Annotated in this window: 28 protein-coding genes; 19 read left to right on the forward strand and 9 right to left on the reverse strand. The window is 40.6% G+C overall.

Going from position 1 to position 26,153, the window contains the following annotated elements:
- Positions 1-71 precede the first annotated feature (71 nt).
- The 5 genes from ACSVI6_RS02230 to ACSVI6_RS02250 all read left to right on the forward strand — a co-directional run bounded on the left by ACSVI6_RS02230 (position 72) and on the right by ACSVI6_RS02250 (position 6,023).
- Positions 72-974 carry a DMT family transporter gene (locus ACSVI6_RS02230; protein ID WP_491720944.1) on the forward strand — a complete coding sequence of 301 codons (903 nt, stop codon included), beginning with the start codon at positions 72-74 and terminating at the stop codon, positions 972-974.
- Positions 975-1,252: 278 nt separating this feature from the next.
- Positions 1,253-2,641, forward strand: coding sequence for an APC family permease (locus tag ACSVI6_RS02235; RefSeq protein WP_491717098.1), 1,389 nt, complete (start codon positions 1,253-1,255; stop codon positions 2,639-2,641).
- A 79-nt stretch (positions 2,642-2,720) separates the two neighbouring features.
- Entirely contained in the window at positions 2,721-3,716 is a 996-nt protein-coding gene (locus ACSVI6_RS02240; RefSeq protein WP_491717099.1) for a DMT family transporter, read from the forward strand.
- Between the two features lie 187 nt (positions 3,717-3,903).
- Complete coding sequence (locus ACSVI6_RS02245) at positions 3,904-5,622, forward strand: hypothetical protein (RefSeq protein WP_491719984.1); 1,719 nt, start codon at positions 3,904-3,906, stop codon at positions 5,620-5,622.
- 86 nt (positions 5,623-5,708) lie between these two features.
- Positions 5,709-6,023: a DUF7671 family protein gene (locus ACSVI6_RS02250; protein ID WP_491717101.1), complete on the forward strand. Its 315-nt coding sequence runs from the start codon at positions 5,709-5,711 to the stop codon at positions 6,021-6,023.
- 47 nt (positions 6,024-6,070) lie between these two features.
- Here the strand turns inward: ACSVI6_RS02250 and ACSVI6_RS02255 are convergent, their stop codons facing one another.
- On the reverse strand, positions 6,071-6,283 hold the full coding sequence (locus tag ACSVI6_RS02255) for a P8 family protein (protein ID WP_491717102.1): 213 nt from the start codon (positions 6,281-6,283) through the stop codon (positions 6,071-6,073).
- Between the two features lie 154 nt (positions 6,284-6,437).
- On the opposite strand from ACSVI6_RS02255, the gene ACSVI6_RS02260 reads away from it, so the two are divergent.
- Positions 6,438-6,959 (forward strand): TetR/AcrR family transcriptional regulator, encoded by a 522-nt coding sequence (locus ACSVI6_RS02260; RefSeq protein WP_491717103.1) that lies wholly within the window; start codon positions 6,438-6,440, stop codon positions 6,957-6,959.
- Positions 6,960-7,019: 60 nt separating this feature from the next.
- Here the strand turns inward: ACSVI6_RS02260 and ACSVI6_RS02265 are convergent, their stop codons facing one another.
- On the reverse strand, positions 7,020-7,223 hold the full coding sequence (locus ACSVI6_RS02265) for a cold-shock protein (protein ID WP_219054080.1): 204 nt from the start codon (positions 7,221-7,223) through the stop codon (positions 7,020-7,022).
- Positions 7,224-7,434: 211 nt separating this feature from the next.
- Here ACSVI6_RS02265 and ACSVI6_RS02270 point away from each other — a divergent pair, with 211 nt between their 5' ends.
- The 3 genes from ACSVI6_RS02270 (at position 7,435) to ACSVI6_RS02280 (ending at position 8,563) form a co-directional block, all read left to right on the forward strand.
- A complete protein-coding gene (locus ACSVI6_RS02270; RefSeq protein ID WP_491720883.1) occupies positions 7,435-8,142 on the forward strand; it encodes an NAD(P)H-dependent oxidoreductase in 708 nt (235 codons plus the stop codon).
- A complete protein-coding gene (locus tag ACSVI6_RS02275) occupies positions 8,142-8,318 on the forward strand; it encodes a hypothetical protein (protein ID WP_491720884.1) in 177 nt (58 codons plus the stop codon). Before ACSVI6_RS02270 ends, ACSVI6_RS02275 begins: the two co-directional genes overlap by 1 nt.
- Before the next feature lie 122 nt (positions 8,319-8,440).
- The gene (locus ACSVI6_RS02280) at positions 8,441-8,563 is read left to right on the forward strand and encodes a hypothetical protein (RefSeq protein WP_255552537.1); all 123 of its coding nucleotides are present in this window, start codon (positions 8,441-8,443) and stop codon (positions 8,561-8,563) included.
- A 41-nt stretch (positions 8,564-8,604) separates the two neighbouring features.
- Here the strand turns inward: ACSVI6_RS02280 and ACSVI6_RS02285 are convergent, their stop codons facing one another.
- A complete protein-coding gene (locus tag ACSVI6_RS02285) occupies positions 8,605-9,039 on the reverse strand; it encodes a hypothetical protein (protein WP_491717106.1) in 435 nt (144 codons plus the stop codon).
- 78 nt (positions 9,040-9,117) lie between these two features.
- Here ACSVI6_RS02285 and ACSVI6_RS02290 point away from each other — a divergent pair, with 78 nt between their 5' ends.
- From ACSVI6_RS02290 to ACSVI6_RS02300, 3 genes are all read left to right on the forward strand, one after another.
- Positions 9,118-10,038 (forward strand): ribonuclease H family protein, encoded by a 921-nt coding sequence (locus ACSVI6_RS02290; protein WP_491719987.1) that lies wholly within the window; start codon positions 9,118-9,120, stop codon positions 10,036-10,038.
- 36 nt (positions 10,039-10,074) lie between these two features.
- Complete coding sequence (locus ACSVI6_RS02295; RefSeq protein ID WP_491720885.1) at positions 10,075-10,626, forward strand: sugar O-acetyltransferase; 552 nt, start codon at positions 10,075-10,077, stop codon at positions 10,624-10,626.
- A gap of 146 nt (positions 10,627-10,772) precedes the next feature.
- Positions 10,773-12,140 carry an MFS transporter gene (locus tag ACSVI6_RS02300; RefSeq protein WP_491720886.1) on the forward strand — a complete coding sequence of 456 codons (1,368 nt, stop codon included), beginning with the start codon at positions 10,773-10,775 and terminating at the stop codon, positions 12,138-12,140.
- 110 nt (positions 12,141-12,250) lie between these two features.
- Here ACSVI6_RS02300 and ACSVI6_RS02305 read toward each other — a convergent pair whose 3' ends face one another.
- From ACSVI6_RS02305 to ACSVI6_RS02315, 3 genes are all read right to left on the reverse strand, one after another.
- On the reverse strand, positions 12,251-12,673 hold the full coding sequence (locus ACSVI6_RS02305) for a hypothetical protein (RefSeq protein WP_491719989.1): 423 nt from the start codon (positions 12,671-12,673) through the stop codon (positions 12,251-12,253).
- Positions 12,674-12,865: 192 nt separating this feature from the next.
- Positions 12,866-13,342, reverse strand: a complete 477-nt coding sequence (locus tag ACSVI6_RS02310) for a hypothetical protein (RefSeq protein ID WP_491720887.1) — start codon at positions 13,340-13,342, stop codon at positions 12,866-12,868.
- Between the two features lie 143 nt (positions 13,343-13,485).
- Complete coding sequence (locus tag ACSVI6_RS02315; protein WP_491720888.1) at positions 13,486-14,013, reverse strand: hypothetical protein; 528 nt, start codon at positions 14,011-14,013, stop codon at positions 13,486-13,488.
- A 166-nt stretch (positions 14,014-14,179) separates the two neighbouring features.
- On the opposite strand from ACSVI6_RS02315, the gene ACSVI6_RS02320 reads away from it, so the two are divergent.
- Entirely contained in the window at positions 14,180-15,412 is a 1,233-nt protein-coding gene (locus ACSVI6_RS02320; RefSeq protein WP_491719992.1) for an MFS transporter, read from the forward strand.
- A 42-nt stretch (positions 15,413-15,454) separates the two neighbouring features.
- On the opposite strand, the gene ACSVI6_RS02325 is transcribed toward ACSVI6_RS02320, so the two are convergent.
- Positions 15,455-15,853, reverse strand: coding sequence for an HXXEE domain-containing protein (locus ACSVI6_RS02325; protein ID WP_491720889.1), 399 nt, complete (start codon positions 15,851-15,853; stop codon positions 15,455-15,457).
- Between the two features lie 325 nt (positions 15,854-16,178).
- Between ACSVI6_RS02325 and ACSVI6_RS02330 the strand changes: the two genes are divergently transcribed.
- The 3 genes from ACSVI6_RS02330 to ACSVI6_RS02340 all read left to right on the forward strand — a co-directional run bounded on the left by ACSVI6_RS02330 (position 16,179) and on the right by ACSVI6_RS02340 (position 20,505).
- Positions 16,179-17,792, forward strand: coding sequence for a BCCT family transporter (locus ACSVI6_RS02330; RefSeq protein ID WP_491717281.1), 1,614 nt, complete (start codon positions 16,179-16,181; stop codon positions 17,790-17,792).
- Positions 17,793-17,911: 119 nt separating this feature from the next.
- Positions 17,912-19,099: a glycoside hydrolase family 3 protein gene (locus ACSVI6_RS02335; RefSeq protein ID WP_491720890.1), complete on the forward strand. Its 1,188-nt coding sequence runs from the start codon at positions 17,912-17,914 to the stop codon at positions 19,097-19,099.
- 56 nt (positions 19,100-19,155) lie between these two features.
- Positions 19,156-20,505 carry an MFS transporter gene (locus tag ACSVI6_RS02340; protein WP_491720891.1) on the forward strand — a complete coding sequence of 450 codons (1,350 nt, stop codon included), beginning with the start codon at positions 19,156-19,158 and terminating at the stop codon, positions 20,503-20,505.
- 34 nt (positions 20,506-20,539) lie between these two features.
- Here the strand turns inward: ACSVI6_RS02340 and map are convergent, their stop codons facing one another.
- Positions 20,540-21,334 (reverse strand): type I methionyl aminopeptidase, encoded by a 795-nt coding sequence (gene map, locus ACSVI6_RS02345; protein ID WP_491720892.1) that lies wholly within the window; start codon positions 21,332-21,334, stop codon positions 20,540-20,542.
- A gap of 158 nt (positions 21,335-21,492) precedes the next feature.
- Between map and ACSVI6_RS02350 the strand changes: the two genes are divergently transcribed.
- The 3 genes from ACSVI6_RS02350 (at position 21,493) to ACSVI6_RS02360 (ending at position 24,062) form a co-directional block, all read left to right on the forward strand.
- Positions 21,493-22,356, forward strand: a complete 864-nt coding sequence (locus ACSVI6_RS02350) for an alpha/beta hydrolase (protein WP_491717117.1) — start codon at positions 21,493-21,495, stop codon at positions 22,354-22,356.
- Positions 22,357-22,435: 79 nt separating this feature from the next.
- Positions 22,436-23,866, forward strand: a complete 1,431-nt coding sequence (locus ACSVI6_RS02355) for an MFS transporter (RefSeq protein ID WP_491720893.1) — start codon at positions 22,436-22,438, stop codon at positions 23,864-23,866.
- A 13-nt stretch (positions 23,867-23,879) separates the two neighbouring features.
- Complete coding sequence (locus ACSVI6_RS02360; protein ID WP_491717119.1) at positions 23,880-24,062, forward strand: hypothetical protein; 183 nt, start codon at positions 23,880-23,882, stop codon at positions 24,060-24,062.
- Between the two features lie 43 nt (positions 24,063-24,105).
- Here ACSVI6_RS02360 and ACSVI6_RS02365 read toward each other — a convergent pair whose 3' ends face one another.
- Positions 24,106-26,097 carry a S9 family peptidase gene (locus ACSVI6_RS02365; RefSeq protein ID WP_491720894.1) on the reverse strand — a complete coding sequence of 664 codons (1,992 nt, stop codon included), beginning with the start codon at positions 26,095-26,097 and terminating at the stop codon, positions 24,106-24,108.
- Between the last annotated feature and the right edge of the window lie 56 nt (positions 26,098-26,153).

Genomic DNA, 26,153 nt, shown 5'->3' on the forward strand with positions numbered 1-26,153 from the left:
ATTTATTTCCCGTTTTTTTGTGGGATGTTCGAATAAAGATTATTAACATTTAAGGAGCGATTTTGTTGCAAGTGAAACGCGAGGGGATTGGTGCCATCCTAGCAATTATCGGGGCCGTTTGCTGGGGGATTCAAGGACCAGTTTCACAATTTTTATTTCAAGATGCTAGCTATTCACCAGAGTGGTTAATGGGCATTAAAATGTCAATTGCTGGAATCTTAATTTTGCTATTTGGACGGGTGATTAAAAAACAACCGCTTTTACAGGTGTGGAAAAGGCCACATGATGCGGCTTTGCTAGTCGTATATGCATTGTTCGGGCTGGCAGCCGTGCAATATTTTTACTTGGTAACGGTGGGGGCGAGTAATGCAGGAACTGCGACGATCTTGCAGAGTTTAGGGACCATCATTATTGTGATCTTAACGGCCGTGATCTATCATCACTTGCCATCTAAAAATGAATCGATCGCAGTGGCCTTAGCATTGTTAGGAACCTGGTTATTAGTGACCAAGGGTGAATTGTTGCACCTGGCGATTAGCGGGCATGCCCTAGTCTTAGGACTATTATTAGCGTTAGCTGGCGCACTGCAGACGATGCTACCAGTGAATTTATTAAAACGCTATGACGTAATGATTATCGTTGGCTGGGCAATGGTGATTGGAGGCGTCGTATTTACGATCGTGCATCCGTTTTGGGTGCATCCCCCTCAATTTACAGTGGGGGGCTTAATCGGAGTAGCCTTTATCGTCATTTTTGGTACAATGGTATCATTCATCTGCTTTACAACTAGTTTGAAGTACGTTTCGCCAACGGTGGCGGGGATGTTAGATACCTTCGAACCACTATCTGCTACGATTGGTTCGGTCGCATTTTTAAACACTAACTTTAACTTTTTAGAAATGGTTGGTGGGGTGTTGATCTTAAGCACCGTCTTTGTGTTAGCGATGCCGAATAGTATAATTCCTAAAAAGTAATTGTAATTAAATGAGAAATAGGTTAAAATAATACTAATAAATATTCGGATTGGGGTTTCGTAAAATGTGTTTATTAGGGTTAAAAGTCAGTTTAGTTAATCGAAAGTTCTTCCTAGACTAATGCTATTTGCTGGTCAAGGAGAGCTATTATTCACGTGCGAACCTTATCACTAGTAAATAGCGTTATTATTTGCTAGTGGGGCATGGGAGCCATACTAGAAATGTATGGCTCCTTTTTTGTTATTCGGAATGATTATGTTTTAGAAAGAGGGAAAACCATGAGTTTATTATCTAATATGTTTAGAAAAGAAACGCTGGATAATTATATCGATCAAGATAGTAATTTAAAGCGGACACTCGGTTCCTGGGATTTAATCGGAATGGGCGTCGGGACCGTTATCGGTGCGGGGATCTTTATCCTGCCCGGAACGGTGGCCGCTACTACTGCAGGACCTGGAATTATCTTTTCGTTTATTATTGCTACGATCGTCTGTTCACTCAGTGCGATGTGTTACGCTGAATTTTCATCATCACTACCAGTTGCGGGGAGTGCCTATTCTTACGGGAACGTGGTCTTCGGTGAAGTGATTGGCTGGGTGTTAGGCTGGGCGTTAGTATTGGAATACACGCTGTCGGTGGCCGCAGTTGCGACTGGTTGGTCAGCGTACTTCCAGACATTTCTGGCTGGATTTGGGATTCACATTCCAAAGGCGTTAAGCAGCTTTTACGACCCTAGCAAGGGGACGTACGTTAATCTTTTTGCGATCTTGATCGTCTTATTGATCGCCTTTATTTTAACGAAGGGGACCCAGTCTTCTTCACGGATCAATAACATCATCGTGATCGTTAAGGTGTTGATCATCGTATTGTTCTTAGTTGTCGGAGCCTTCTTCGTGAAGCCAAGCAACTGGAACCCATTGTTACCATTCGGGGCTGGTGGAATCTTCCACGGGGCCGCAGCGGTCTTCTTTGCTTACCTTGGGTTCGATTGTGTGTCATCAGCTGCTTCTGAAGTGAAGAATCCTAAGCGCAACATGCCAATTGGGATTTTAGGGACGCTCGTTATTTGTACGATCCTATATGTATTGGTTTCATTAGTATTAACTGGAATGGTGCACTACAAGGACCTAAACGTAGCTGATCCCGTATCATTTGCATTACAAATGGTGCACCAAAACTTCGTGGCTGGAATCATTGCGATCGGGGCGTTAGCAGGGATGTTCACCATGATGTTGACCATGATTTACGGTGGTTCCAGACTGCTTTATTCAATGGGTCGCGATGGGTTATTACCAAAGCATTTGCACAAGGTTAATAATAATAACGTTCCGCACCACAGTGTGTTGATCGTAACGATCGTGATTGCCTTTATGAGTGGTTTTATCTCCCTTGATAAGTTGGCTAGCTTGGTAAACATCGGGACGTTGATCGCCTTTATCGTGATCTCACTAGGGATCTTACCATTACGGAAACGGCAAGACATTCCTAACAATGGCTTTAAGGTCCCATTGTACCCATGGATTCCACTACTTTCCGCAGTCTTGAGTATCGGGATTGCGACCCAGCTACCTAAGGATACCTTCTACACGGCGTTGATCTGGTTCGTGATCGGGTTAGTAATCTACTTCTCATACGGGATTCGCCACAGTTTACTAAATAAAAATTAGTAATTATCACATTTAAATTTAATCATCATCGTGTAAAATATCCCTTGAGATTAATATAATTACTATTTGAGGTGTAATAATGCAAGACAAGAAACAATTGAAAGAAAATGTCGCACGGGGGATTTTCTGGTCAGCAATGGCTTCGACACTCTGGGCATTTTCTGGAATTTTAATGCAGATGGTTGCTAAGAACGGTGCAATCCCAGTTGATTGGTTCATTTCTGCTAGAACATCAGTTGCGGGGATTTTGTTACTAGTGATTGGGGCCTTCCACGTTAAGAAAGACATCTTCAAGGTATTTAAGGACAAACGTTCGATCATGTTGTTATTGATCTATAGTTTATTCGGCCTTGCTGTTAATATGTCCACCTTCTATATGGCAATTCAAACTGGAAACGCACCGACAGCGACGTTGTTACAATACTTAGCACCAATCTTTATTGTATTGTACAAGTTCATTTTTAGAGGGCATCGGCCTTTGAAGTCTGACGTGTTAGTATTTTTGATTGCATTGGTTGGAATTATCCTCTCAGTTACTAAGGGTGACTTGGGAGAACTTTCCATTCCGTTGGTTTCAATTCTTTGGGGCTTGGGATCAGCTGTTTCGGCTGCGATTTACTACTCAGTTCCACAACCACTTTCGAAGGAAAACTCACCATTTGTGGTTCTGGGATGGGGAACTTTAATTGCAAGTATTCCATTTAATATCTTCTACATTGCAGTCCACCACGCACCATTCTTTATCGCCGCTCCAAAGCAAGTAACTGCCAGCCCATTAGTATTAGTGGGATTAGGTGGCGTAATCTTAGTAGGGACGATTTGTGCATTTTCATCAATGATCTACAGTTTGAAGTTCGCTTCATCAGAAGTGCTTAGTATTGTGGATGCCGTTGAACCTGCGATGACGTTTATCCTCAGTTTAATCTGTACGATAATTCCAATCGCATTCATTCAATCATTAGGGGTACCTTTTGACCTCGTTGAATGTATTGGGGCGGTATTGGTAATTTATTCAATTTACCTGTTGCAACGGATTCACAAAAACCATGTGGATGACTTACCACCAATGGAATAATTAAAAAACTCTGGGTCTGTTCGATTCAGAGTTTTTTATTTGTCACAATAAATATTGCATTCATCAAAAAATCAAATGTAAAGTTTGCGATAATATTAATTTATAAAACTAATTTTAAGTTATAATAATAGTATCCGTTTCGTTACGGATACTTTTTTATATAATTATAAAATAAAGGGGTATCATCATGGCTAACCAAAAATGGCGACGGCTTTGGCCGTATTTAATCATCGCGATCGTTGCGTTGATCGAAATTTTGCCACAGATTTTTACTAAGTCGTTCATTGTGGGAATCGATTCGATTTTTCATATGAACCGCTTTTATGATGCTGCAATGCAGATCAAAACTGGGGATTATAATTATTTCCAATCCTTTTTTGGGTATCAACAAACGGGGCGGGTGATCAATGCCCTCTACGGCCCAATTTTTGCTTATTTTAATGGTCTATTACTACTAATTGTTGGGACTTGGTTCAAATTCCAGTTGCTAACCAGTTGGCTGTACCTATCGATTGCTGGATGGTTGATGTATCACCTATCGATTGCTAACCGCGTTAAACAATGGCCAGCAGTGGTAGTGAGTGCGATGTACTTATTATCCTCACCAATGCTGTCGTGGGTCTCAGGTTCGCAATTTACAGGACTGGGCGCAATGTTCACACCGTTGGTCTTACTAGCTGGGACGCAAATGATGCGCAAAGATAAGATCGCCATCATTCCGTTATCACTTTCGATGACGCTTGTGATCCAAATGCATTTGATGACCAGCATCATCTGTGCATTGGCTTTGATTCCATTCTTCATTGTGGCGTTCATTTATAGCAAAAACCGTACTCACTTGGTATTAGACCTGTGCAAAGCAATCGGGTTGACGTTGTTATTGACTGCCAATGTGTGGGGCGGGATGTTAGAACTCTTTAAATCCAACACCTTATTGCCAGTCGCACCACAATTAGTGATGAGTGAAAATGCATTCAACGTGATCAACACCCACTCATATGTCTTGTTGCCTGTCTATACCGCACTATACTTGTTGGTCACGATCTATGTGATCGTCAAATGGAAGCAATTGAGCCTCTATACGAAGGTCATTTTTGGCAATGCGATCTTATTTCTGTGGTTATCATCTTACTTCTTCCCATGGAATCTGATTCAAAAATGGGTGCCAGGGGTCTCTTATTACATTCAGATGCCCGCTCGTTTTTACGTCGTCTCATTTGCGTTATTGTTCCTATTAGTCGGAATCTTTTTAACGAACGAGGTCAGTCGCGGGATGCAGGTCGTTAGATGGACATTTGCGACCCTGGCGTTTCTTGGAATTTTTGGGATTGCAGAGGGGACCGTCATTTTAGGGACGATTTCGTACCATGCAGACCGAGTAATCGATAATAACACTAATTTAAAGGTTCACACTAAGAGTGTTAAAAAGCTGCGAAATTCGTTGAAATCCGATGATCTAAAGTTGGCGCTGAAGTACATGACGAAATCAACGCCTGATTACTTACCGATCAAGCATTCGATTGCACCAGACGACTACTTCCCATTCCATCCATACCACGCCTATACCGTAACGGCGGTTAAAAAGAATCGTTACCACGTTAAAAAGACGGTCACTAAGCACGGCATGAAGGTCAGCTGGAAGAACCCGACGCACCATACTAAAAAGATCTTGTTGCCAGTCTTTAAGTACGGGCACACGACGGTATCGCGCAACGGCAAACCGTTCAAGCATTTTAAGACCTCAAAGGTCGGTGCTTTGATCGTCAGTTCCCATCCTGGAAAGAACCACTTGGTGATTGGTTATCACATCAGTCGCTGGTTCAAGGCCTTAGTCTTAGTGCAAGTCCTTACCTACATTGGGTTGATTGGGACGATGATTTACCGCAAGTTCAAACCAAAAGCATAATTTAAAATAAACGTTGGTCGCCGATTCGGTGCCAACGTTTTTTAAAATAATGTTATGATAGACAAATAAATAAACGGGGTGAAAAAATGAAGGGGAAATATAAAGTAAATCGCTATATCGGGGTGCCAGTGGAAACTGATAACTCCGGCAACTATCAGATCAAAAAAGACGCTGACGGCAGCTTTAAGTTGCACGATTGGCGGACTGGTAAGCATACCAACGGCAAGTTCAAGCAGGTCGGCCAGATTTTCTTGACTGAAAATAATATGAAGGTCGCAGTGGTGGCTTATGAACCGGTTGCTTTTAACCATCGGCATGAATATACACCGTTGCAACGGTTCACCTCTGAATCGGTCAGCGCGGATTTAATTGCGGACGCAAAAAAAGCACTTGATTCCTAAGAATCAAGCGCTCGATGAGTTAAAATATTGGGTTGTTGGAGGAATGACTATTTCTTCAATACCTTTTCGGCATTAGCCTTAACTTCGTCGTCTGACATGTTTTCATACTTATCCATCTCATCGGAAGTCTTGATAGTGTCATGGTTATTGTTTTCCATAAAATGGTCCCACAATGCATCTCTAACTGGGGTATCTGAATCGCTCCAGTCGTATACTTCACTCATCTTTCTATCTAATGTAGTATCTTCTTCAAATGCCATAATAAAATCTCCTTTACAATATATAGAACTCAATTATTATTATAAAGCAATGTTTCAAAAAAGGGTTATAAAAAGCTCAAAAAATTTAAAGATTTGAAATTTTTACAATAGTAATATAAGATTGCAAGAGAAGGAAAAGTGGTGGATTAAGGATATGAGAGATAAGTTAGCGACAAAACGAAAAATTGTTGCTGGAATGATTAAGTTAATGGATACGATGGATTATAAAGACATTACCGTGAAGGAAATCTGTCAAGAAACCAAGATCTCACGAATGACTTATTACCGTAATTTTCATGATAAAAAGGAATTATTAATCTACCACTTTGATGGTTTATTTACGCAGTTTATTCAAGAGGTATCCGCTAGCCATTCACGGACTTTTTTTGATATCGCAACGATTTTTTTTAATTTAATCAAAGCTGATCAACACGTGATGGAGCTTTTGATCAAGAATGATTTGACCATTATCATTCGGGAACGGCTACGTTATTATATTGGCGGATTGATCGATCAAAGGGTGTTATCATTTCGGGAAAATTCTTCTAAATTACTGATATCATTAATCTCTGGCGGACTAACTGAAATTTTAATTACCTGGACTCAAGATGGGATGCAAGAACCAGTCGAATCACTAGTCATTTTTGCTTCTAAATACATGCACTTTAAAAATTGATACAAAAAAAAACGGTGTGGATAAAATCCACACCGTTTTTCATTAAGTTAGTTAAAAGGATTAACCTTCAACAGGGGTAACGTTAGCAGCTTGTGGGCCACGGTCGCCTTGTTCAACATCAAGAGTAACTTTTTCGCCTTCGTCTAAAGTCTTGAAGCCATCTTTGTTGATTGCTGAGTAGTGAACAAAAACGTCACCATTGTCAGTAGTAATAAATCCGTATCCCTTGTCAGCGTTAAACCATTTTACAGTACCTTGTTCCATAATTAAGAACCTCCATAATTGAAAAATATTGCATGTATCATTAAGCTTGAATCTAAATAAGGAAGTTTTATGCAAAACAAGAACCTTAAAAACTCGAAACTACGTAACACATTGGTATTATAATAGCATTAAATCTTAAGAAAGTCAATCAGTGAACTCGAATCTTTTTTAAGTTAGAATGATATTAATATTAATGTATGGGGATGAGCATTTGAAAACGTTAGTAATTATATCGCATCCAGAGATTGATGATTCGACGACCCAATCGTTTTTACGGGGCGCAACCCGCAATTTAGAGCAGGTCGTATGGCACCCCCTAGATCATGCATATCCAGACTATCAAATCGATGTGCCCAAGGAACAAGCGCTATTGACCAGTGCGCAACGGATCATCTTTCAATTCCCACTTTATTGGTATAGCTCACCGGCGTTATTAAAGAAATGGGAAGATGAAGTGTTGACCAGAAACTTTACCTATCAGAATCAAGATGGCAGACTCGCCGATAAGCAATTAGGGATCGTAGTGACGCTGGGGACGGCTGCTAAGAACTACGTTGCTGGTGGTAGTGAAGGATTTTCGATTTCAGAACTCATGAAGCCGTTTCAAGCCGTTGCGAAACAAGCGGGGATGCAGTTCTTACCGCCATTCGTGGTCGATCAGTTCAACTACATGACGGCCGACCAGAAGGCGCGGTTGCTATTTGATTATCAAAACTACATCAATAATCCCAAACCAAACTCATTTGAGGGTCAACAAAGTTGGGTGATTGACCGCTTGCGTGCTAAGGCAAAACGGGAAGGCGATCCACAAAAGCAGTCGTTATTAGAACTGACGATTGACCAACTGGAGAACCAGCAATCCGAACTAGCGAGTTTAAAGGATCAAATCGCGATGATCAAACGGGGGGATGATGAATAATGGATAATCAACAATGGTTATTAGACCAACTCCAAAAATTTGCTGATGCAGAGACCGACTTTACCGACCGCTGCCTATTTGAAGGAGCTAAAAAAATCGCAGCTGAACAAGCAAAGCGGATCCAGCAGGCCAACGATGAATTAGATGGCCGAGTCTGGAGTCCTAATAAGTGGTAATAGCCCGTTGCATAAGGCTGAACAAAGCTTATTTTTAGATTTGATTTTAGGGTGGACTTTGTATTATAATTAACAGGTATATTTCAAGAATAAGACAGACAAAGAAAAGGAGCGATAAAGTTATGCGTATTTGTCATCCAAACGGTGTTCAAGGCCGTCGTCCAGTTAACCAAAAGAAGGACAAGAAGAAGAACAAAGAAATTTCAGCATTACAAAAATTCTTAAAGCAAAGTCCTGCTAAGTAAAAATAAAACCCAGTATTTAGATACTGGGCTTTTTTTGTCTTTTATTGTTCCAAGTCGTTGGCATTCTTGGGGATGTGATTATGCTTTGATTTTTTCCGTAATTGATCCTTAAATTCATTAATGTCATCAAGGTGGCTACTTTTCCATTGTTGATATGAAGAATGACTATCCATATCATTGGTCTTTAGTCCTGTGTCTAACCAAAATAATGCTGCGGAGAGACTAGGAAAATTGTGTAGCCACAACGTTTGTCCATTATCTGAATCAAAGGCAACGTACGAACGCGCATGGCGTTTCAAAAACGTTCTTTTACGAATTTTGAAGGCTTCTCGCTTGCGCGTTAGTTTATAGTCTGGCAGAATAAACTTGCCGTTTTTCTCAAATTGGGGAAAACGTTCATTTTGTTGGCTTTTTTTATCCTTAAGCATTGCCCAGGCATCTTGGACGGTGATTAATGTTGTATTTAACTTAGTCATCAAAAAATCTCCTTTTACTTTTATTTTCTCACAAAAAGGCTTAAAATCAAAGTCGGAAAGCTTACCGGAGGCGATATTATGGCTCATAAGTACTATGCAGTTAGAAGAGGAAGAACACCAGGAATTTACAATAGTTGGCCACAGTGTCAAGCAGAAATTACTAATTTTCCGCATGCTAGATATAAGAGTTTCTTGACGAAAGAAGAAGCTGAAGAATTTTTACATCAAAGCGATTATTCAGACAATTATACATCGGATTCTGATCTGGTTGCTCCGATTAGAAATGGTGCCATTGTTGTTTATACCGATGGTGGTTCTAGAAATCACGGCAATGTACGTGGCGGACATGTTCAAGATAACGATAAAGCTGCTTGGGCCTATTTAATTATCATGCCTGATGGGACTAATCATAGCGATGCTGGCTGCGAATTAGGTTCCACTAATAATCGAATGGAAATCATGGCAGCATTAAATGCCTTGCAAGTTTTAGTGCAAAATAAATTGAATAATAATCAGATCGATATTGTTGCTGATTCTAAGTACGTTTTAGATTCGATCACGAAGAATTGGCTTTATGGCTGGGTCAACAATGGTTGGAAGACTAAAAGTGGTAACCCAGTTAAAAATATGGAACTTTGGAAAAAGATGTATGAGTTGTTAAAAGAATTCCCTGATTTGAAATGGCACTGGACTAAGGGGCACGCTGAAGATTCTGGCAACGTGTTCGTTGATAAAAAATTAAATGATGCGATGGATAGGATGGGCGAGTCCGGGACGATCAATGTTGCACGGCCTCGACCAGAGAATCCAGCCCCACATGCCGATCAAGATGTGAGGGACAATGCATTAAATCGAATCGATGACTTTTTAAAGAATGGTTCATCGGGAGCAGAAATCGATAAAAATGCTCCTGACCACCCATTATCAAAAGATGAATCAGTTGATAATATTAAAGATATGTTCAATAAGCTGAAGGGCTTTGATGATAACGATAAGTAGTCGTGTTATCATTGAATTGAACAGGATGGTGGAATCATGACAACAGAACGTGAGAAGATGACGGCTGGTGAAAATTATGACCAGTTCGATCCAGAATTACAGGCCCAACGAACTAAAATGCGGAAAGCATTAGGGGCGTTGAACCAAATTTATGATAATCAAGAATTTAATCGGCAATTAAAGTCACTGTTAGCTGATAGTGGTAAGAACCTATTCGTGGAGAATGGAATTGAACTCGATTACGGATTCAACATCCACGTTGGCGATGATTTTTATGCTAACTACCACTTGACGCTTTTAGACACCTGTCCGATTACGATCGGGAATAACTGTTACTTCGGACCAGACTGTGGATTGTATACCCCAGTCCATCCAATCGATCCAGTTCAACGTAAAAATGATGTTGAAATGGGCGCCCCGATTACGATTGGTAATAACGTCTGGCTGGGTGGCCACGTGACGATTCTTCCAGGAGTGACGCTGGGGAATAACGTGGTGGTCGGCGCAGGTTCCGTTGTGACTAAGTCATTTGGTGATAACGTAGTGATTGTTGGGAATCCAGCCCACGTAATTAAGACCGTTAATTAATTTAAAAAATGGGAAATGATTTTAGCCGTTAGTGGTTAAAATCATTTTTTTGTTGACAATTTGGAAATTTTTTTTATATAATAACCGATAGTGCTTACTTTTAGTTAGGCAAAATATATAAGGAGACGAAATACAATGATTATTTAATGGAAAAGAAAATATCATCAAGTGTTTTATTAGCAATTATTGCATCAGGAGTTATGACGTTTAGTGGGGTGACGGTGGAAACATCGATGAACATCACTTTCCCCACGTTGATCAAGGAGTTTGGCATCGGCTTAAGTGTCGTCCAGTGGATGACTACGATCTACCTATTGGTATTATCGAGCATCATTCCACTATCGCGGTTCTTAAAGGCCCGTTTTAAAATCAGTTCTCTATTTATAACTGCCAACTTATTGTTCCTAATTGGCCTATTGGTGGATGCGTTCGCACCATCATTTATCTTCTTGCTGTTAGGACGGGTGATTCAAGGTTTTGGGACCGGAATCGCGTTGCCGTTAATGTTCAACATCATCCTAGAAAACGTGCCACAAGAGCGATTGGGGGTGATGATGGGCGTCGGCTCTTTGATTACTGCCGCAGCTTCTGCCGTTGGACCAACCTTTGGTGGAATCATTGTTAATACGCTTGGTTGGCGATTTATCTTTATTATCTTAATGCCAATCTTGTTAATTTCATTAGTGATGGGGATGTTTTCAATTCCCCACCTGCGTAAAGAACCACTCGTTGCAGAACGCTTTGATATCAAGAGCTTCTTGTTGATCGTGGTAACATTCGCAGGATTAATCATTGGGATTGATACCATTAGTACCAGTAGCTTCTGGAATCCAATGGTGATCGTTCCGATTGTAATCGGTTTAATTGCATTGTGGCTATTTGTTAGGATGCAAAACCGTTCTGCACAACCACTACTGCGCGTTCACATCTTAAAGAACGCGGCGTATGCTAAGTACGTTTTAGCATTTTTCATCAATCAGCTCATTATCTTGGGCTTAGCCTTTGTGATTCCTAATTATGTTCAGTTGATTAATCACAGTGCCTCTAGTACGGCTGGGTTGATCCTATTGCCTGGAGCCGTGTTGGGAGCAGTGGTTTCACCATTTTCTGGCGCATTATTAGATCGCTTTGGGGCTAAGAAACCAATTTTAAGTGGGATTGGTTTGATGGTGATTGCGCTATTGATCTTGAGCATCTTTTCAAGTCAGCTCAGCAATGCCGTTGTGCTCATCTTCTATACTTTGATCATGATTGGTGTTGGCCTAGCATACGGAAACATCATGACCAAGGGGTTGAGTTACTTAACTGGGGACTTACAAGCCGATGGAAATGCCATCATTACGACCGTTCAGCAATTTGCAGGGGCGATTGGAACGGTGGTCGTTGCAACGATCATTACCAAAACGACTGCACTAGTTGCTGGGAACGGCATTCTAGGCTATACGTTCGCATTGCTCTTCTTGCTTGTGATCAGTGTGATTCAGTTCTTAGTGGTAGCATCGACTAAGGAATAATATGTAATATGGGAGCTGTGAACTAACTCCTAAAATAAATGGTCCTTAGCATAGGAAACTTTTCTTATGCTAAGGACCATTTTTAAATTCATTTGGAAATTAAGAATTCCCTAATTTCTCTTCATGATGGTGCTCCAAGAACCAGGTAAAGTAGAGCTGGAATGGAAGCTAAGCCGCATTCTATTCTTTGATAATAGGTGAACATCCATGGATTCATTAATGCTAACCTGGCCTTGACTAATTTTTTTACCAGTTATTTTGTAACGGTTTTTACCAGTATATTTATAGTGAACCTTAGTCATTGCGGATGGATCAGCTTCGGCAGGATAGTCGAATTGAAGGTAATCCGATGAGGTAAAGTTAATGCGGTACTTTTCGTTCACTCTAGGCCCGTTTGTATATCCCTTGGTAGAAACCCAACTACCATGAATACTACTTGGGGTCCCCTTATGTAATGTGGCTGCACTGGCGCTGGCACCTGTAAATAATAGAATGCTAGTTGCTGCTAGCGTTGACAAAATTTTTCTTTTCATTTATTTTCAACTCCAATTATTAATATTTAACAAGTTAATTATACTATAATTTAATCTTTTGTTTCAAACATTATGATAAATTAAAATGGGAATTGCATTCGATAATTATGAGAAGCATTTTGGGATTACTTTCAACAAAAAAGGCAGCATGTTCGCCATCACTGAACATGCTGCCGCCTTACCATTGAATTCCTACTTATAGTAAGGTTTAAAACTTTTTACCTTTTTAAATTTTTCTCCTGCTATAATGACGTGTTTTTTGCTTATTTTTTTGATATGTATCTTGGAACGCTTATTGACGGCATACAAGTACTCACTGTAAATATATTTATTCTTACCGACCTTCTTGTATCGACCATTTGCTGCTGCACCATTTATAGCACCTGTGCTGGAGTATTTTTTATTTTGATCGTACCAAAATGGATTGTAATTAATTGGATCGGTCTTAATATCGTTGATAACAAATGCATCCCGATAGTAACTAGTTTCTCGATCTAATTTCGTTTTTTCAGTATTATTTTGGGTTTTGTGCATTTTAGAAATCCAACGGCCCTTCATAAAATGAGGGGTTCCTTTATGCCACTTTGCTGCACTGGCATTGAATGATCCAGTTAGCGTGAGAAAAGATGTGATGGTGATTGCACTAATCCATAGACGTTTTATTTTCATATTAGTCACTCCTTTATAATTAATTTAATTATCCATCTTTTTTATCAATAAATCTATTTATTTTAATGCATTAATGTAGATTTAATTAAATTAACAAAAAGGGATAAAAAATCCATTAATGATGAACGTTTTATCCCATTGTTTTAATATTTAAACTTATATTTCGTCGTAAAATTAACGATTTTACTTGATTGTTTGTAGTACTTACCATTATATTCCCACTTGGTAGGATGCTTTTTCGAATAACTATTGCCGAGGTACACCTTGATTTGCTTGTTGTTTAAACTTTTGACCTTGTAATAATAACGAATCTTACCTTCACGGGTGCTCAAATAATATGTTTTATGCTTCTTAGTATAGGTAAGTCCGCTATTAATGGAACCACCAGCACTGTTGAATGGATTAGCAGGCTTGGTTTTAGTCTTATAAAATAGTCCTGATTCATCAATTGATTTATTTGTAACGAATAGGATGCTCTTTTGGTAACGGGCATCTTCAACTTCTGGTTCGGCGCGAGCGACCTTAGTCACCCAAGTCCCCTTTAACACCTTTGGAGCGCCCTTAATATTTGTTTTAGCAGCATTAGCGGTGGAGGAACTATTTACCATCCCCACGCCACCCAATACTGTAACAGTTAATGCGATGCTAATTAATTGAGAAAATGGTTTCAATTTCAACGCCCCCTGTAATATGTTTTGTATACTATCAGTATACACTAAAATTAAACATAAGTACTGTAGTTGTTTCATTAAATGGTTTAAAATTTGTTATTGTTTTACAAATTGGGAGTATAATAAGAACATACATTGGTTTAAATTATTAAGAGGGTGTTCACATATGAGTAAGGATTCAAATAGTTGGAACTCCAAAACGCTGTTCCATCGATTTTCCATATTAGCTGTTTCATTGGTCATTACAATTGGGACTGCTGTTTCACCAGCACTACCCGCAATGGCGAAAACATTTTCAAACTATCCGACTTCATTAGTTAACACGGTGGCCACGATCCAACAGATTCCGGCCTTTATCGTGCTATTATTTTCAGCTTCGATTTCTAGAAAATTAGGGATGAAGAACTGTATTGGCTTAGGACTATTGATCATGGGGATAACTGGGATCATTCCAGCATTCGTACCAAACCTATGGGTGATCTTAGTTTCGCGGGCCATCTTTGGAATCGGGATTGGTTTATTGAATTCGCTTGCCATTACGATGGTGAACCTATTCTACACTGGCGAAGATCGTTCGCAAATGCTTGGGAACCGGAGTTCATTTGAACAGGTCGGCCTTTGTATCATGAACATATCGATTGGGCTATTGCTCAACATCAGTTGGCAATTTTCATTTCTTGCATACATCGTTATCTTTGCCGTCCTCGCATTATTCTGGTTCGTCGTTCCACCATTTACCGACGATACGACCACCCAAGTTAATCAAGCCAACCCCCAAGATAGTGCTAAGCAACGGGTCAACTTCAAGGTCATCGCTGCTGGAGTGATTTGTTGCTTGCTAACCATGGGGATGGCTGCCGTTAGTATCTTGACACCTTCGATCGTTGTCAACGCCAAGATGGGGACTGCGACCGATGCTAGTTTTGTCATTACCATTTTCACGTTGACTAGTATGGTAATGGGCTTCTTGTTCGGAAAGATCTACCAAGTTATCAAGCGGTTCGTCTTCTCAGCAGGGATGTTATTCCTCTCAGTTGGGATGTTACTTATGAACTACGCCCACAGCTTTCCAATGTTGATCATCTCCGTGATGGTCATCGGGTGTGCCTTCCCATTAGCCGGTAACTACCTCTTTAACCTAATGGAAGTCGCTGCTCCGAAGGGCTCGAACGCACTTGCTAATTCCGTGTTATTAGTTGGTTGTAACATCGGGACCGCAATTTCGCCAACCGTGATTTCTGCACTGGGCAGTGTGTCACCATTCAAGGGGACGATGCCTGGGATTGGGATGTTTGGGGCAACGATAATTGCGTTAATGGTCATCCTGATCATTTTCCAAATTATTAGTCATACACCAAACGTTGCGAATAAACGGAACAAATACACGATTCATCAATAGATTAAAAAATCAGGTTGCTAGCCAGCGACCTGATTTTTTTGATTATTTAATTCGACAAAACTTAATGACTTCATGGTAGCGCTTTACTTGCCAAGGGCTGATTACGTACTTAGTATTCTTGTTCTTCAATGCCTGGACTGGCAAGACGATGCTCAAAGCAATGCAGGCCAAAAGGGTTAACACTGCGAACAACCAGGTTGACCAGTTCAAGGCGCCAATTTTCGCTAACTTATTGATGAAGACGATTCCTAACGGTAGGAATAACACGACCGTCGTGAATAATCCCGGATTGTACCAGGTCTTGAGCTTGATAGTCATTTGGAAGACGTGCCCTAAAATTTGGAAGAGGCTGAAGAGGATGACCCCTAATCTGAGCCAGTACCAATTTGGTAGCATGATGGCGATTGCATAAATGAACCATGCAATCACGTTGACCAGCATGATTGAAAGACTATTGCCGGGGGAGTGATTCGCCGTTTATGAGCAATTATCTTATGGGATATAATTTAGGCGTCCCTAAACACATCAATAATATATTTTATATTCGGTTACAATTGTTCTATAATAAACGTTAGAAAATGAAAACATAAAATTTGATAGTCATTTTCAACCCACCACCAACGGTTGTGGACGATATACATATCGCTCGTGGCGAGCTGTTTAGTTTCAAATTTTACTATGTTACTTATTTTAATTCGGTAACATTTTTAATTTTTGAGGAGGATTTTTTATTTTTAGAAATAAAAAGATCAATAAGGTGATTTTTATTCCAACGGTCATTTTATTTATCTGTGTTTCAGCAATATTAATGATTGGCGGATCTTCGATTCGCGGCGTTTTAAATTCGATCTTAGCATGGGTGTCAGGTGAAATGGGCTGGGGCTACATGTGGATCTATGTAATTAACTTCGTTTTCTTTATTTTTATTATTCTTAGCAAGTATGGTGGCATCAAGCTTGGTGATAAGGAAGAAAAGCCAGCCTATGGTAATTTTCAATGGGGTGCAATGGTCTTTGCGACCGCCATTGATGCTAGTATCCTAATGCTTAGTATGGTCGATCCATTGCGTTACTTACAGGATCCACCATTTGGTGCGAAGCCGTATTCGCAAGAGGCGTATGGCCTCGCTCATATGTTAGGGCAGTATAATTGGGGTCCGATGGCTTGGATGATGTTTGCTGCCCCAACGATTGCGATTGGTTACATCCTATACGTTAAAAAGTTGAAGGTCCAATCGTTAAGTGATTCAATCGTAATGCTCAATGGTGATAAGTCATGGCAAAGGGTGTTACGAACGGTCGTTAACATTCTCGTGGTGCTTGGAATCATGGGTGGGGTTGGCGCCTCGGTCGGCCTAGAAATTCCGATTATTTCAAAGGTGTTGAGTTCTTTAACTGGGATTCCAGACACATTGCTACTTAAATTAGTGCTATTTGCGATCCTATTTGTGATTTTTACCTTCACGGTCTTCAAGGGGCTAAAGGGTGGAATCGATAAGCTCAGTAACATGCACATCTGGACGGCATTGATTTTCCTAGCAATTGTGTTAGCAATCGGGCCAACGGTGTACATTTTAAATTCTGAAACCAATAGTATTGGATTGCTAATTCAGAAGTTCATCCCGTTAAGCACCAATACGATCCCCAACGGACGGGCTGATACCACTCAACAAGAAACGATTTTCTACTGGGGTTGGTGGCTATCTTACATGCCATTTATGGGTCTGTTCATTGCCAGGATTTCACGGGGACGGACGATTCGCCAAATCGTAGTCGGGATGTTGACCTACGGGGCGCTTGGTTGTATGAGTTTTTATGCCATCCTCGGTGGTTATTCACTCTGGTTGCAAAAGACTGGGACGCTTGATCTAATCCATATTTTAAGCACCCAGGGACAATCGGCAGTAATTGCAGCGGTCCTTTCGACATTACCATTAAAATTCGTTATGTTCGCACTTTACTGTATCTCGTGTTTTATCTTTTTAGCCACCACGATTTCATCATCGGCCTACGTTTTGTCTTCGTTCACCAGTTTGCCATTAGCACGGGGCGAACAACCAAGTCGGGCCAACCGAATGACCTGGGTGGTCATCTTTATCATCTTCTCGTTTAGTTTAGTAATGGTCGGGGGATTTGAAACGATTCAGACCTTCTGTACACTAGCTGGATTTCCATTGATGTTCGTGGTGCCATTCATTCTATACTCAATTTGGAAGATGTTGCGCAACGATGAATCGATTAAAACGATTAAGGTCAAACGTTCTGAATGGCGTGAAGTTCGACGTCAAAACCGTATTCGGCGGAAAAAGATTACTGTTGAGCGGCGTAATGCCGTTGATGGTGATTTGATTTTATCGCCAGATGATCACCATGATGATTAAATAATGACGCTTTAAATTAAAAACATCGGATAAATTTCCGATGTTTTTTTGTATTTAATAAAAAATTAATATATACTAAAAGTGCTGCATAATAAAAATCGCCTTTGGAGGTTTGTTTGATGAAGAAATTTTTGATTGGTTTACTTACTGGTGGGATAGTGATTGCTGGAGTGGGTCTATTAGCTACCCAGGCTGGCAATTCCAATTCTGTGATGGCTGCAATTACGTTGATTAATTCTAAGCAGTCAAAAAAGGAGACTAAGCCTTCAGTTAAGCATACGAAGGATTCAGAAGATCAGATTCAAAAGACAATCAATAAGATGTCACTATCTGAAAAATTAGGGCAGCTCTACGTTGCCGATGTTTCTAGAAATGACGCTGCAGCTAAGGCCGCTGTTAAGAACTACCACCTTGGTGGAGTCATCTTAGGCAGTTCCGACTTTACAGGGAATCGGAGTTCATTTAAAAATCACATTAAGGGAATGCAAAATAGCGCTAAAATTCCGTTAATGATCGGGACCGACCAAGAAGGTGGGACGGTTTCACGACTAAGCATTAATCGGGCCATCTCAGGGTCAACTTACTATCCATCACCACAAGCGGCTTACCACAGTGGTGGAATGAAGAACGTATTGGCCCAAGCTAAACGCTCCGCCCGTTATTTAAAGGCGCTTGGAATTAACTGGAACTACGCACCAGATGCTGACGTTTCATCCAATCGGAACAGCTTTATCTACGCGCGGACATTTGGTCAAAGTGCTGCTAAGACTGCGAGCTACATCAAAGCAGTCGTTCCAGCCATTCAAAGCCAGGGAGTTGCGACTTCACTAAAGCACTTCCCAGGTTATGGTTCGGCTGCTGACACCCACGTCGGGGGTGCCACTACCAACCGTTCACTTTCAGATTTGAAACGAGTTGACTTCCTACCTTTCAAAGCTGGAATTGCTGCTGGCGCTGATTCGATCATGGTAACCCACATCGTGTTGAACCGTGTCGATAGATATCGGCCAGCTTCACTATCGCCTAAGGTGGTTAAACTATTACGCTCTGATCTCGGGTACAACGGGGTTATCGTTACCGATAGTCTTCAGATGGGGGCGGTTACTCAATACGCCAGTGCCCATCGGGTGAATGCCGATGTTCTTGCATTTGAGGCTGGTAACGACATGTTGATGTCTAGTAACTACCGAAGTGGAATTCCAGCATTAAAACGAGCAATTAAGGATAAGCGAATCTCAATTAAACAGGTCGACGCATCAGTGCGGCGAATCTTAGAAATGAAACAAAAAGTTGGGATTTACAAGTAGTCTGTAATTGGAAGCCAAGTTAACGCTTGGCTTTTTATTTTGGAAGGGGGATTGAGATGGATTCAAATCATGTTTCGTTAAAGACGATCTTAGCAATTATTTCAGTAGCATTACTATCATTTTCCGGAATCATGGCCGAAACTTCCATGAACGTAACGTTTACCACCCTGGCTAAAACTTTTGGTAGTGATCTGAATACGATTCAGTGGGTCACGGCCTCCTATCTATTAGCAGTTACGGCAGCCATTACCACCAGTGCCTACACGAACAAGCGGTTTAGCATTCGGGCGGTCTGGTTATTTAGTATCATCCTCTTTATCGTTGGTTCGCTAGTCGGGGCGTTTGCACCGAACCTACCGATTTTAATTTTAGGACGGGTATTAGAAGGAATCTCATCTGGAGTTGCGATGCCATTGTCATTTAACATTGTAATCTACACCGTGCCACGCGCTAAGATTGGGACGTGGCTGGGGGTCTCCTCACTAGTAGTGAGCCTCGCACCCTCGTTTGGCCCAACTTATGGTGGGTTAGTCTTAGACCTAATGAACTGGCGGGCGATTTTTATAATTTTATTGATCGCTCCTGCACTATCCGTGTTGTTGGGCTGGAAGACGATTACCCATGTTGACAATCGTTCACACACGAATGGCTTTGATTTCATTGCGTTTACGTTGTTGACGGTGATTTTAACGCTGAGCTTAATGCTTGTGAACCAAATAGAAACGAATGGCTTTAATTGGCCGTTCTTCTTAGTGATTGTGGTGACATTAGTGGGCTTTGTCTTGCACATCCGCCGTTCAAAACGATCATTTTTGAACCTCGAGCTATTTAAGAAGGGGCAGTTCTTAGCCCTCTTTACGCCGGTTGCGCTGTACATGTTCTCGATGCTGGGATTAGACTTGATCATCCCGAACGTTGCCGAAAACGGCCTGCACACCTCTAGTTTTATTGCAGGATTTTCATTGCTACCAGGGGCGTTGACTGGGGCGATATTGAATCCTTATTTCGGTAGGATGTACGACAACCACGGTGGTAAGCTCCCGATGTATCTAGGGAATGCGATCTTCATGACTGCTGTAGTCGTGATGGCTGTTTTTACCAACCAGTTGGGGTTAATTGCCATTATCGTTGCCTACATTGTCTACATCATCGGGCGGAACATGGCCTACTTTGGGGCCCAAACCGCTGCGATTGATGACCAGGTGCGCTCTGATCAAGCCGATGCCACCGCGATCATTCAAACCTTTCAGATGTTCATGGGTTCGATGGGAACGACGGTGGGGGCGTTAATGCAATCCCATTTTGGGGTGTTTAATGGTTTTAAGATCTTCAGTATCTTTTCGATTTTGCTTTCAATTATTAATGGACTATTGATGTGGGGATACTATGTAAGTAAAAAAAGATAATTCTAACCGAGTGGTTGGAATTATCTTTTTCATTTTAAAGCATGTATTTTTGATCCGCTTCGGGGTCTTGAGAAGTTAAAATCTTAGGACCATCCTTAGTGATTGCTAAGGTATGTTCGTATTGAGCAGATGGAGTGCCGTCTGCTGAAACGTAGTAGGTCCAGTCGTCTTTTTTATCGTAACGATCGGTAATTTGCCAAGTACCAGTGTTGACCATTGGTTCGATCGTAATCGTCATTCCTTCACGCAACCGCATCCCTTGGCCAGCATGTCCATAGCCAGGCACATTTGGTGCTTCGTGAATGGATGGTTGAATTCCGTGACCGATTAATTCACGCACGTCACCAAAATCATTTTGTTGTTCAACGTATTCTTGGATTGCCGCACCGATATCACCGATCCGATTGCCGATCACTGCTTGATCGATTCCAAGGTATAAGGCATCGTGGGTCACTTGCATTAACTTTTTGATTTCATCAGAAACGTTGCCAACAGCGTAACTCCAGCAAGAATCACTTTCAAAGCCATCCTTATTCACACACATATCGACCTTAACGATGTCGCCATCCTTTAACTTAAGGCCCTTGCGAGGAATTCCATGTGCTACTTCATCATTAATGGAGATACAAGTAGCGAACTTGTAGCCGTCAAAACCCTTTTCTGAGGCTTTGGCACCATGGTCTGTAATATACTTATCAGCAAATTCTTCAATTTCCCATGTATCTAAACCAGGCTTGATTAATTTTTGTAATCCTTTATGAACCCCAGCTAAAATCGCACCAGATTCGGCCATTTTTTCGATTTCACGAGGTGATTTTAATGTAATCATCTAATCATTCGCTCCCTTATTTTATTATCTCACCATCTAATTTACTACTTTTGGCCGAATCATGCTAATGAAATTGTTTAAATCGACACTTTTTAATGAAATTAGTTGAATTTTCTAGTATTCTTATATCTAGACAATATATAAGGAGACTGATTTTCGTGACTAAGCATGCAAAACAAACCATCATGTTAGTGGTAGCGCTAGTGATCGTATTAGCAGCTGCAATATTCGTTAGCATTAACAATGATAATGATTTAAATAAAACCAGCAAAAAAGTTAATCGTCCCGTTCCTACTCTGTACATAAACGGTGCGAATTCATCTACTAAAGCTGCGAACCATTTAATGACGATTGGTGAACGGGACGGGGGCAATAAGAGTCTCAGCATTACCTTTAAAAATGGTAATCCCGTTTACAAGGGCAAGTTAACGCAAAAAACTGCTCAGCCACTGATTAAGGTAACCTTTGGCAATAAAACCACTGTATATGATCAAATGCATGGCCTATATAAAGTCTTGGTCCATCTAAAGAGTAAGTATGATTACAATAACTATAATGCAGTTGGTTTTAGTGGGGGTGCGGTTGCTGCTTTAATGACCGCTAGTGACAAGGATACTAGCATCCCAGAATTAAGCCAGTTGATTTCAATTTGTGCTGGTTATAATGGGGTTATGAAGACTAATGATAAGGCTAATTCTAATCATTTGAACAACGATGATAAGCCATTGATCATGAGAAAAGCAACGAAGGAATATCCTTCATATGATGATATTCTAGCCAGTACTAAGACGATGCCTAAGAACGTGAAGGTATTAAATATCTACGGTAATAGTGCGGGCAAGGGCAATAACGATGGCGTCATTACCAACGTCTCTTCCGAATCCTTAAAGTATCTGGTCAAAAAACGGACTGATAACTACCAAGCAATTAAGCTAACTGGTAGTGATGCCAATCATTTCGGATTGTTCAACCATCCCGTTGTCGATCGTTTAGTAGAAAAGGCATTATTTGATAAGCGCTAATCTATTTACTTTTGTTTGTAATCGTTATAAAATATAGTAGTTATCAATTTATAATGATTATAATTTGAGGTGATTAATAATGAACCAAAATGCTGAACAAAAGGTAAGCTATGACTTACATGGCAAACCATTTAACCGTTCTTGGTTTATCTTTGTTCTTCTATTAGGAAGCTTTACGATGTCGATCAGTCAATCATCTTTATCGACTGTTTACCCTACGTTCATGCGCTACTTTAATATTTCGGCGACTACCGTGCAGTGGTTAACGACCGCTTTTATGCTGGTAATGTGCATTATGATGCCGGTCAGTCCATGGTTATTGAACAACATCGGGTTTCGGACTTTATTTATATCTGTAATTATTTTGTTTGATGTTGGATCGATTATTATCTTATTTGCGCCTACCTTTCCGATTATGATGGTGGGGCGGATCTTAAAGGCCGTTGCGGTGGGGATTTTATTCCCATCGTATCAATCGGTCTTACTATACATCACTCCTAAGGATCAACGGGGGAGCACGATGGGACTGGCAGGATTAGTAATGGGTTCTGCCTTAGCAGTGGGACCAATTATTTCTGGGGTCGTACTGAAGTTTACCGATTGGCATGGGTTGTTCGTGTTCTTCATTACAACGGCAACGATTATTTTATTCCTAAGTTTTCATGCCATTAAGGATGTAATGCCCCATAAGAAGAGTAGCTTAGACTACGTTTCCACCTTCTTATTGGTTGGATTTGCAGGGATTTTGTACGTAGTGAATATGATTGGTAAGCCAAACGTCAACTTGGGGCAAGCAATTATTATTTTAGCGGTAAGTATTTTATTCGTTGCCATCTTCGTATATCGGCAATGGACAATGAAGCACCCGCTCTTGCAATTAAAGGTCTTAAAGACTTTTAACTACGATTTATCGGTGCTTTTAACTGGAATTTCTTACATTGCATTGATCGTAACGACGATTGTCTTTCCACTTTACTACCAAGATATTTTAGGGGTGTCACCATTTATCTCTGGGATGGCATTGGTTCCAGGTGCGGCATTCCTTAGCTTCTTGAACCCCTTGACTGGTAAATTAGCCGATCGGATCGGCTTTAAGAAAACCATGTTATCAGGGATGACGATGATTGTATTAGGTTGGTTATTACTGGCCGTGATTCCTGGTCAACCTAACATCTGGGTCATGATTTTATTGGCAATGCTGATCGAAGGTGGGAACGCCTTTGTAATGATGCCTGCTGTTACGTTAGGGGCTAATTCATTGCCACGAGATGTCGTTGCTGATGGGACTGCTGTTACCACGACCGCTCGGCAAATCTTAGGTTCGCTAGGGGTTGCTGTAGCAACTTTAATTTTAACCAATGTTGCAAGAAATCAAAAAGCGAGTGGCATTGCTGAAACCGTTGCTAATCATAATGCTTATCACATTGTGTTCGTGACCATGCTAGTATTAGAACTAGTCGGGTTATTATTTGCATTTATGATTCGTTCACGGACGAACCAAACTAAATAGGAGCCGACTAATGATGTGTAATTCTAAAATAGTTTCTGTGATGTTCTTAATTTTCTATGGTGTGTTGATATACTTTTCATTTAATAACGATATGAATGCTCAAATGATCGCAATGCGAATGATGGCAACTGGAATGTTCTTAGAAGCCGTTGTGGGCGTTTATGAAGCCTTTAAGAAACACAACCACAAAAAATAAAAAATCCTGATGACGAATGTCATCAGGATTTTTTTTCGAATGGTTACTTCAGTGGGTCGCTTTTATAACGGTTGAACCATTCAAGGATATCATCAACTCTTTGAATTCTTAGGTTAGGCAATCCGTTTCTAGAGAAACCATGGAATGATTGCGGATAACGAATGTAATCACAATCGGTGCCAGTTTGCTTGACCGCCGTAAAGTAAGATTCACTCTGGTTGGTAGGGCATCGCATGTCGTACTCACCGTGTTGAATTCTAACTGGCGTCTTTACATTGTGAGCATATTTCAGTGGTGATTTATCCCAGTATACCTCATGGGCATTAGCGTCCTTGAATAAATCAACCCCTAGTTCAGTACGGTTGAACCAAAAACCAACGTCACTGGTGCCATAGAGTGCTTGCCAGTCAGTAACGGGTCTTTGCACGCTGGCTGCTTTAAAGCGGTCGTTATGGCCGATGATCCAACTGGAGAGGAATCCACCATAAGAACCACCAGCAACGAAGAGTTTATCAGCATCTAGGTTCGGGAATTGGTTTAATGCATAGTCTAAACCAGTTAGGACGTCTGAATAGTCATTTTCACCATAATGGCCAATCACATCAGATTCGAATGCTTGACCGTAAGATGTGGAACCCCTTGGGTTGACAAATACGACTGCATAGCCGTGGTTAGCAAGCGTTTGGAATTCATGGAAGAATGTTTCACCATAAGCAGCATGGGGACCACCATGAATGTATAGGATGACTGGACTCTTTTGGCCATCCGCTAAGTTATGAGCGTGAATCGTCCAACCATCTAATTGGACCTTTTGATCTTTGGAGACATAGATAAAATGATCGGACTTAGCATAAGTATGGTCTTTTTCATACTGAGCATTAGGATTGAAAATCGTTGTAACGTCAGCGTTTTGACCATCGATGTTTAGCACTTGGAGTTCACTAGGCTTTTCTTGTTTGGAAACGCTTAAGACGATTTGGTGATCGTTCAAAGCACTGAAGTCATATACATCTTCAATTCCATCATGAAGGAGTTGATATTCATTACCAGACCCTGATAATAGGATGCTGCGGCCATGATGATAGGCATGGAAGACATAATGATCATTATCTAGCCATTGGATCGCCTTACCCAATTTATGTTGAGCAAAGTCAGCAGCTAAACCATTTTCATACCCACAGTCATATTTATCATCACTATTGGTAACGTTAGTTAATTGTTCATCATCAAATTGATATAGCCAAAAGTTATTGACTGTACAATTAGGGTGTTCATTGGTGTTACCAATTAATGCCAATTGTTTGCCATCAGGGGAGAACTGGGCATCTGAGAAGATCCCACCATCAACACTTTTAGTGATGTAAGTTTCCTCTTTGGTATCAACATTGTACATGTATACCCCCTGAGTGGGATCATAATCGGTCTTTAAATCAGGGTGATTGGATTTGGTATAGACAATTTTCATATTATCGGCACTAATTGTTTTTAGATCAAAGTCATGTTTAACATCTAATAGGGTGATCGTTTGGTGCGTATGAACATCAAAGTAAACTAACTCATAACTTAAATCGTTTGGGAGCCACCCAATCCCATCTAACCGATTGAAAATTTTATTAACGTGGCGGGGCACTGGGAAGTCAGATGTTTCATACTTCGTTTTGACCCGTGATTTAGTAATTTTTAAAACGAGCGTTTGCTCATCGCTTGATTTTTTGATTTGTTCAATGTTATTGCCACTGGTAATTTGTTTAGCGGTTCCACCAGTAAGTGGCATTTCCATAATTTGGAAGTGTTTTTGGGCATCTCTGTGTAAATAAAAGAGTTTGCCATCACAGACAATGGGATTGACATTAATCCCACCATCAGCCCAAATTGTGTAGTTCTGATCTTCATCGACACTAGCAATCTTACTGTAATATTGGTTACTTTCCTCATCAATTCCATTTTCAACAAAGAAATAACGATCCCCAATTGCAGTTGGTTGCGTAATGGATTTTAATTTAAATAAATCATGATTTGAAACGCCTTGAGCCATTATCATTCCTCCTTATAAAATAACAGAATCCACTGATATTATAGCACTCAATCGAA

The organism is Nicoliella sp. ESL1106 (assembly GCF_058509965.1).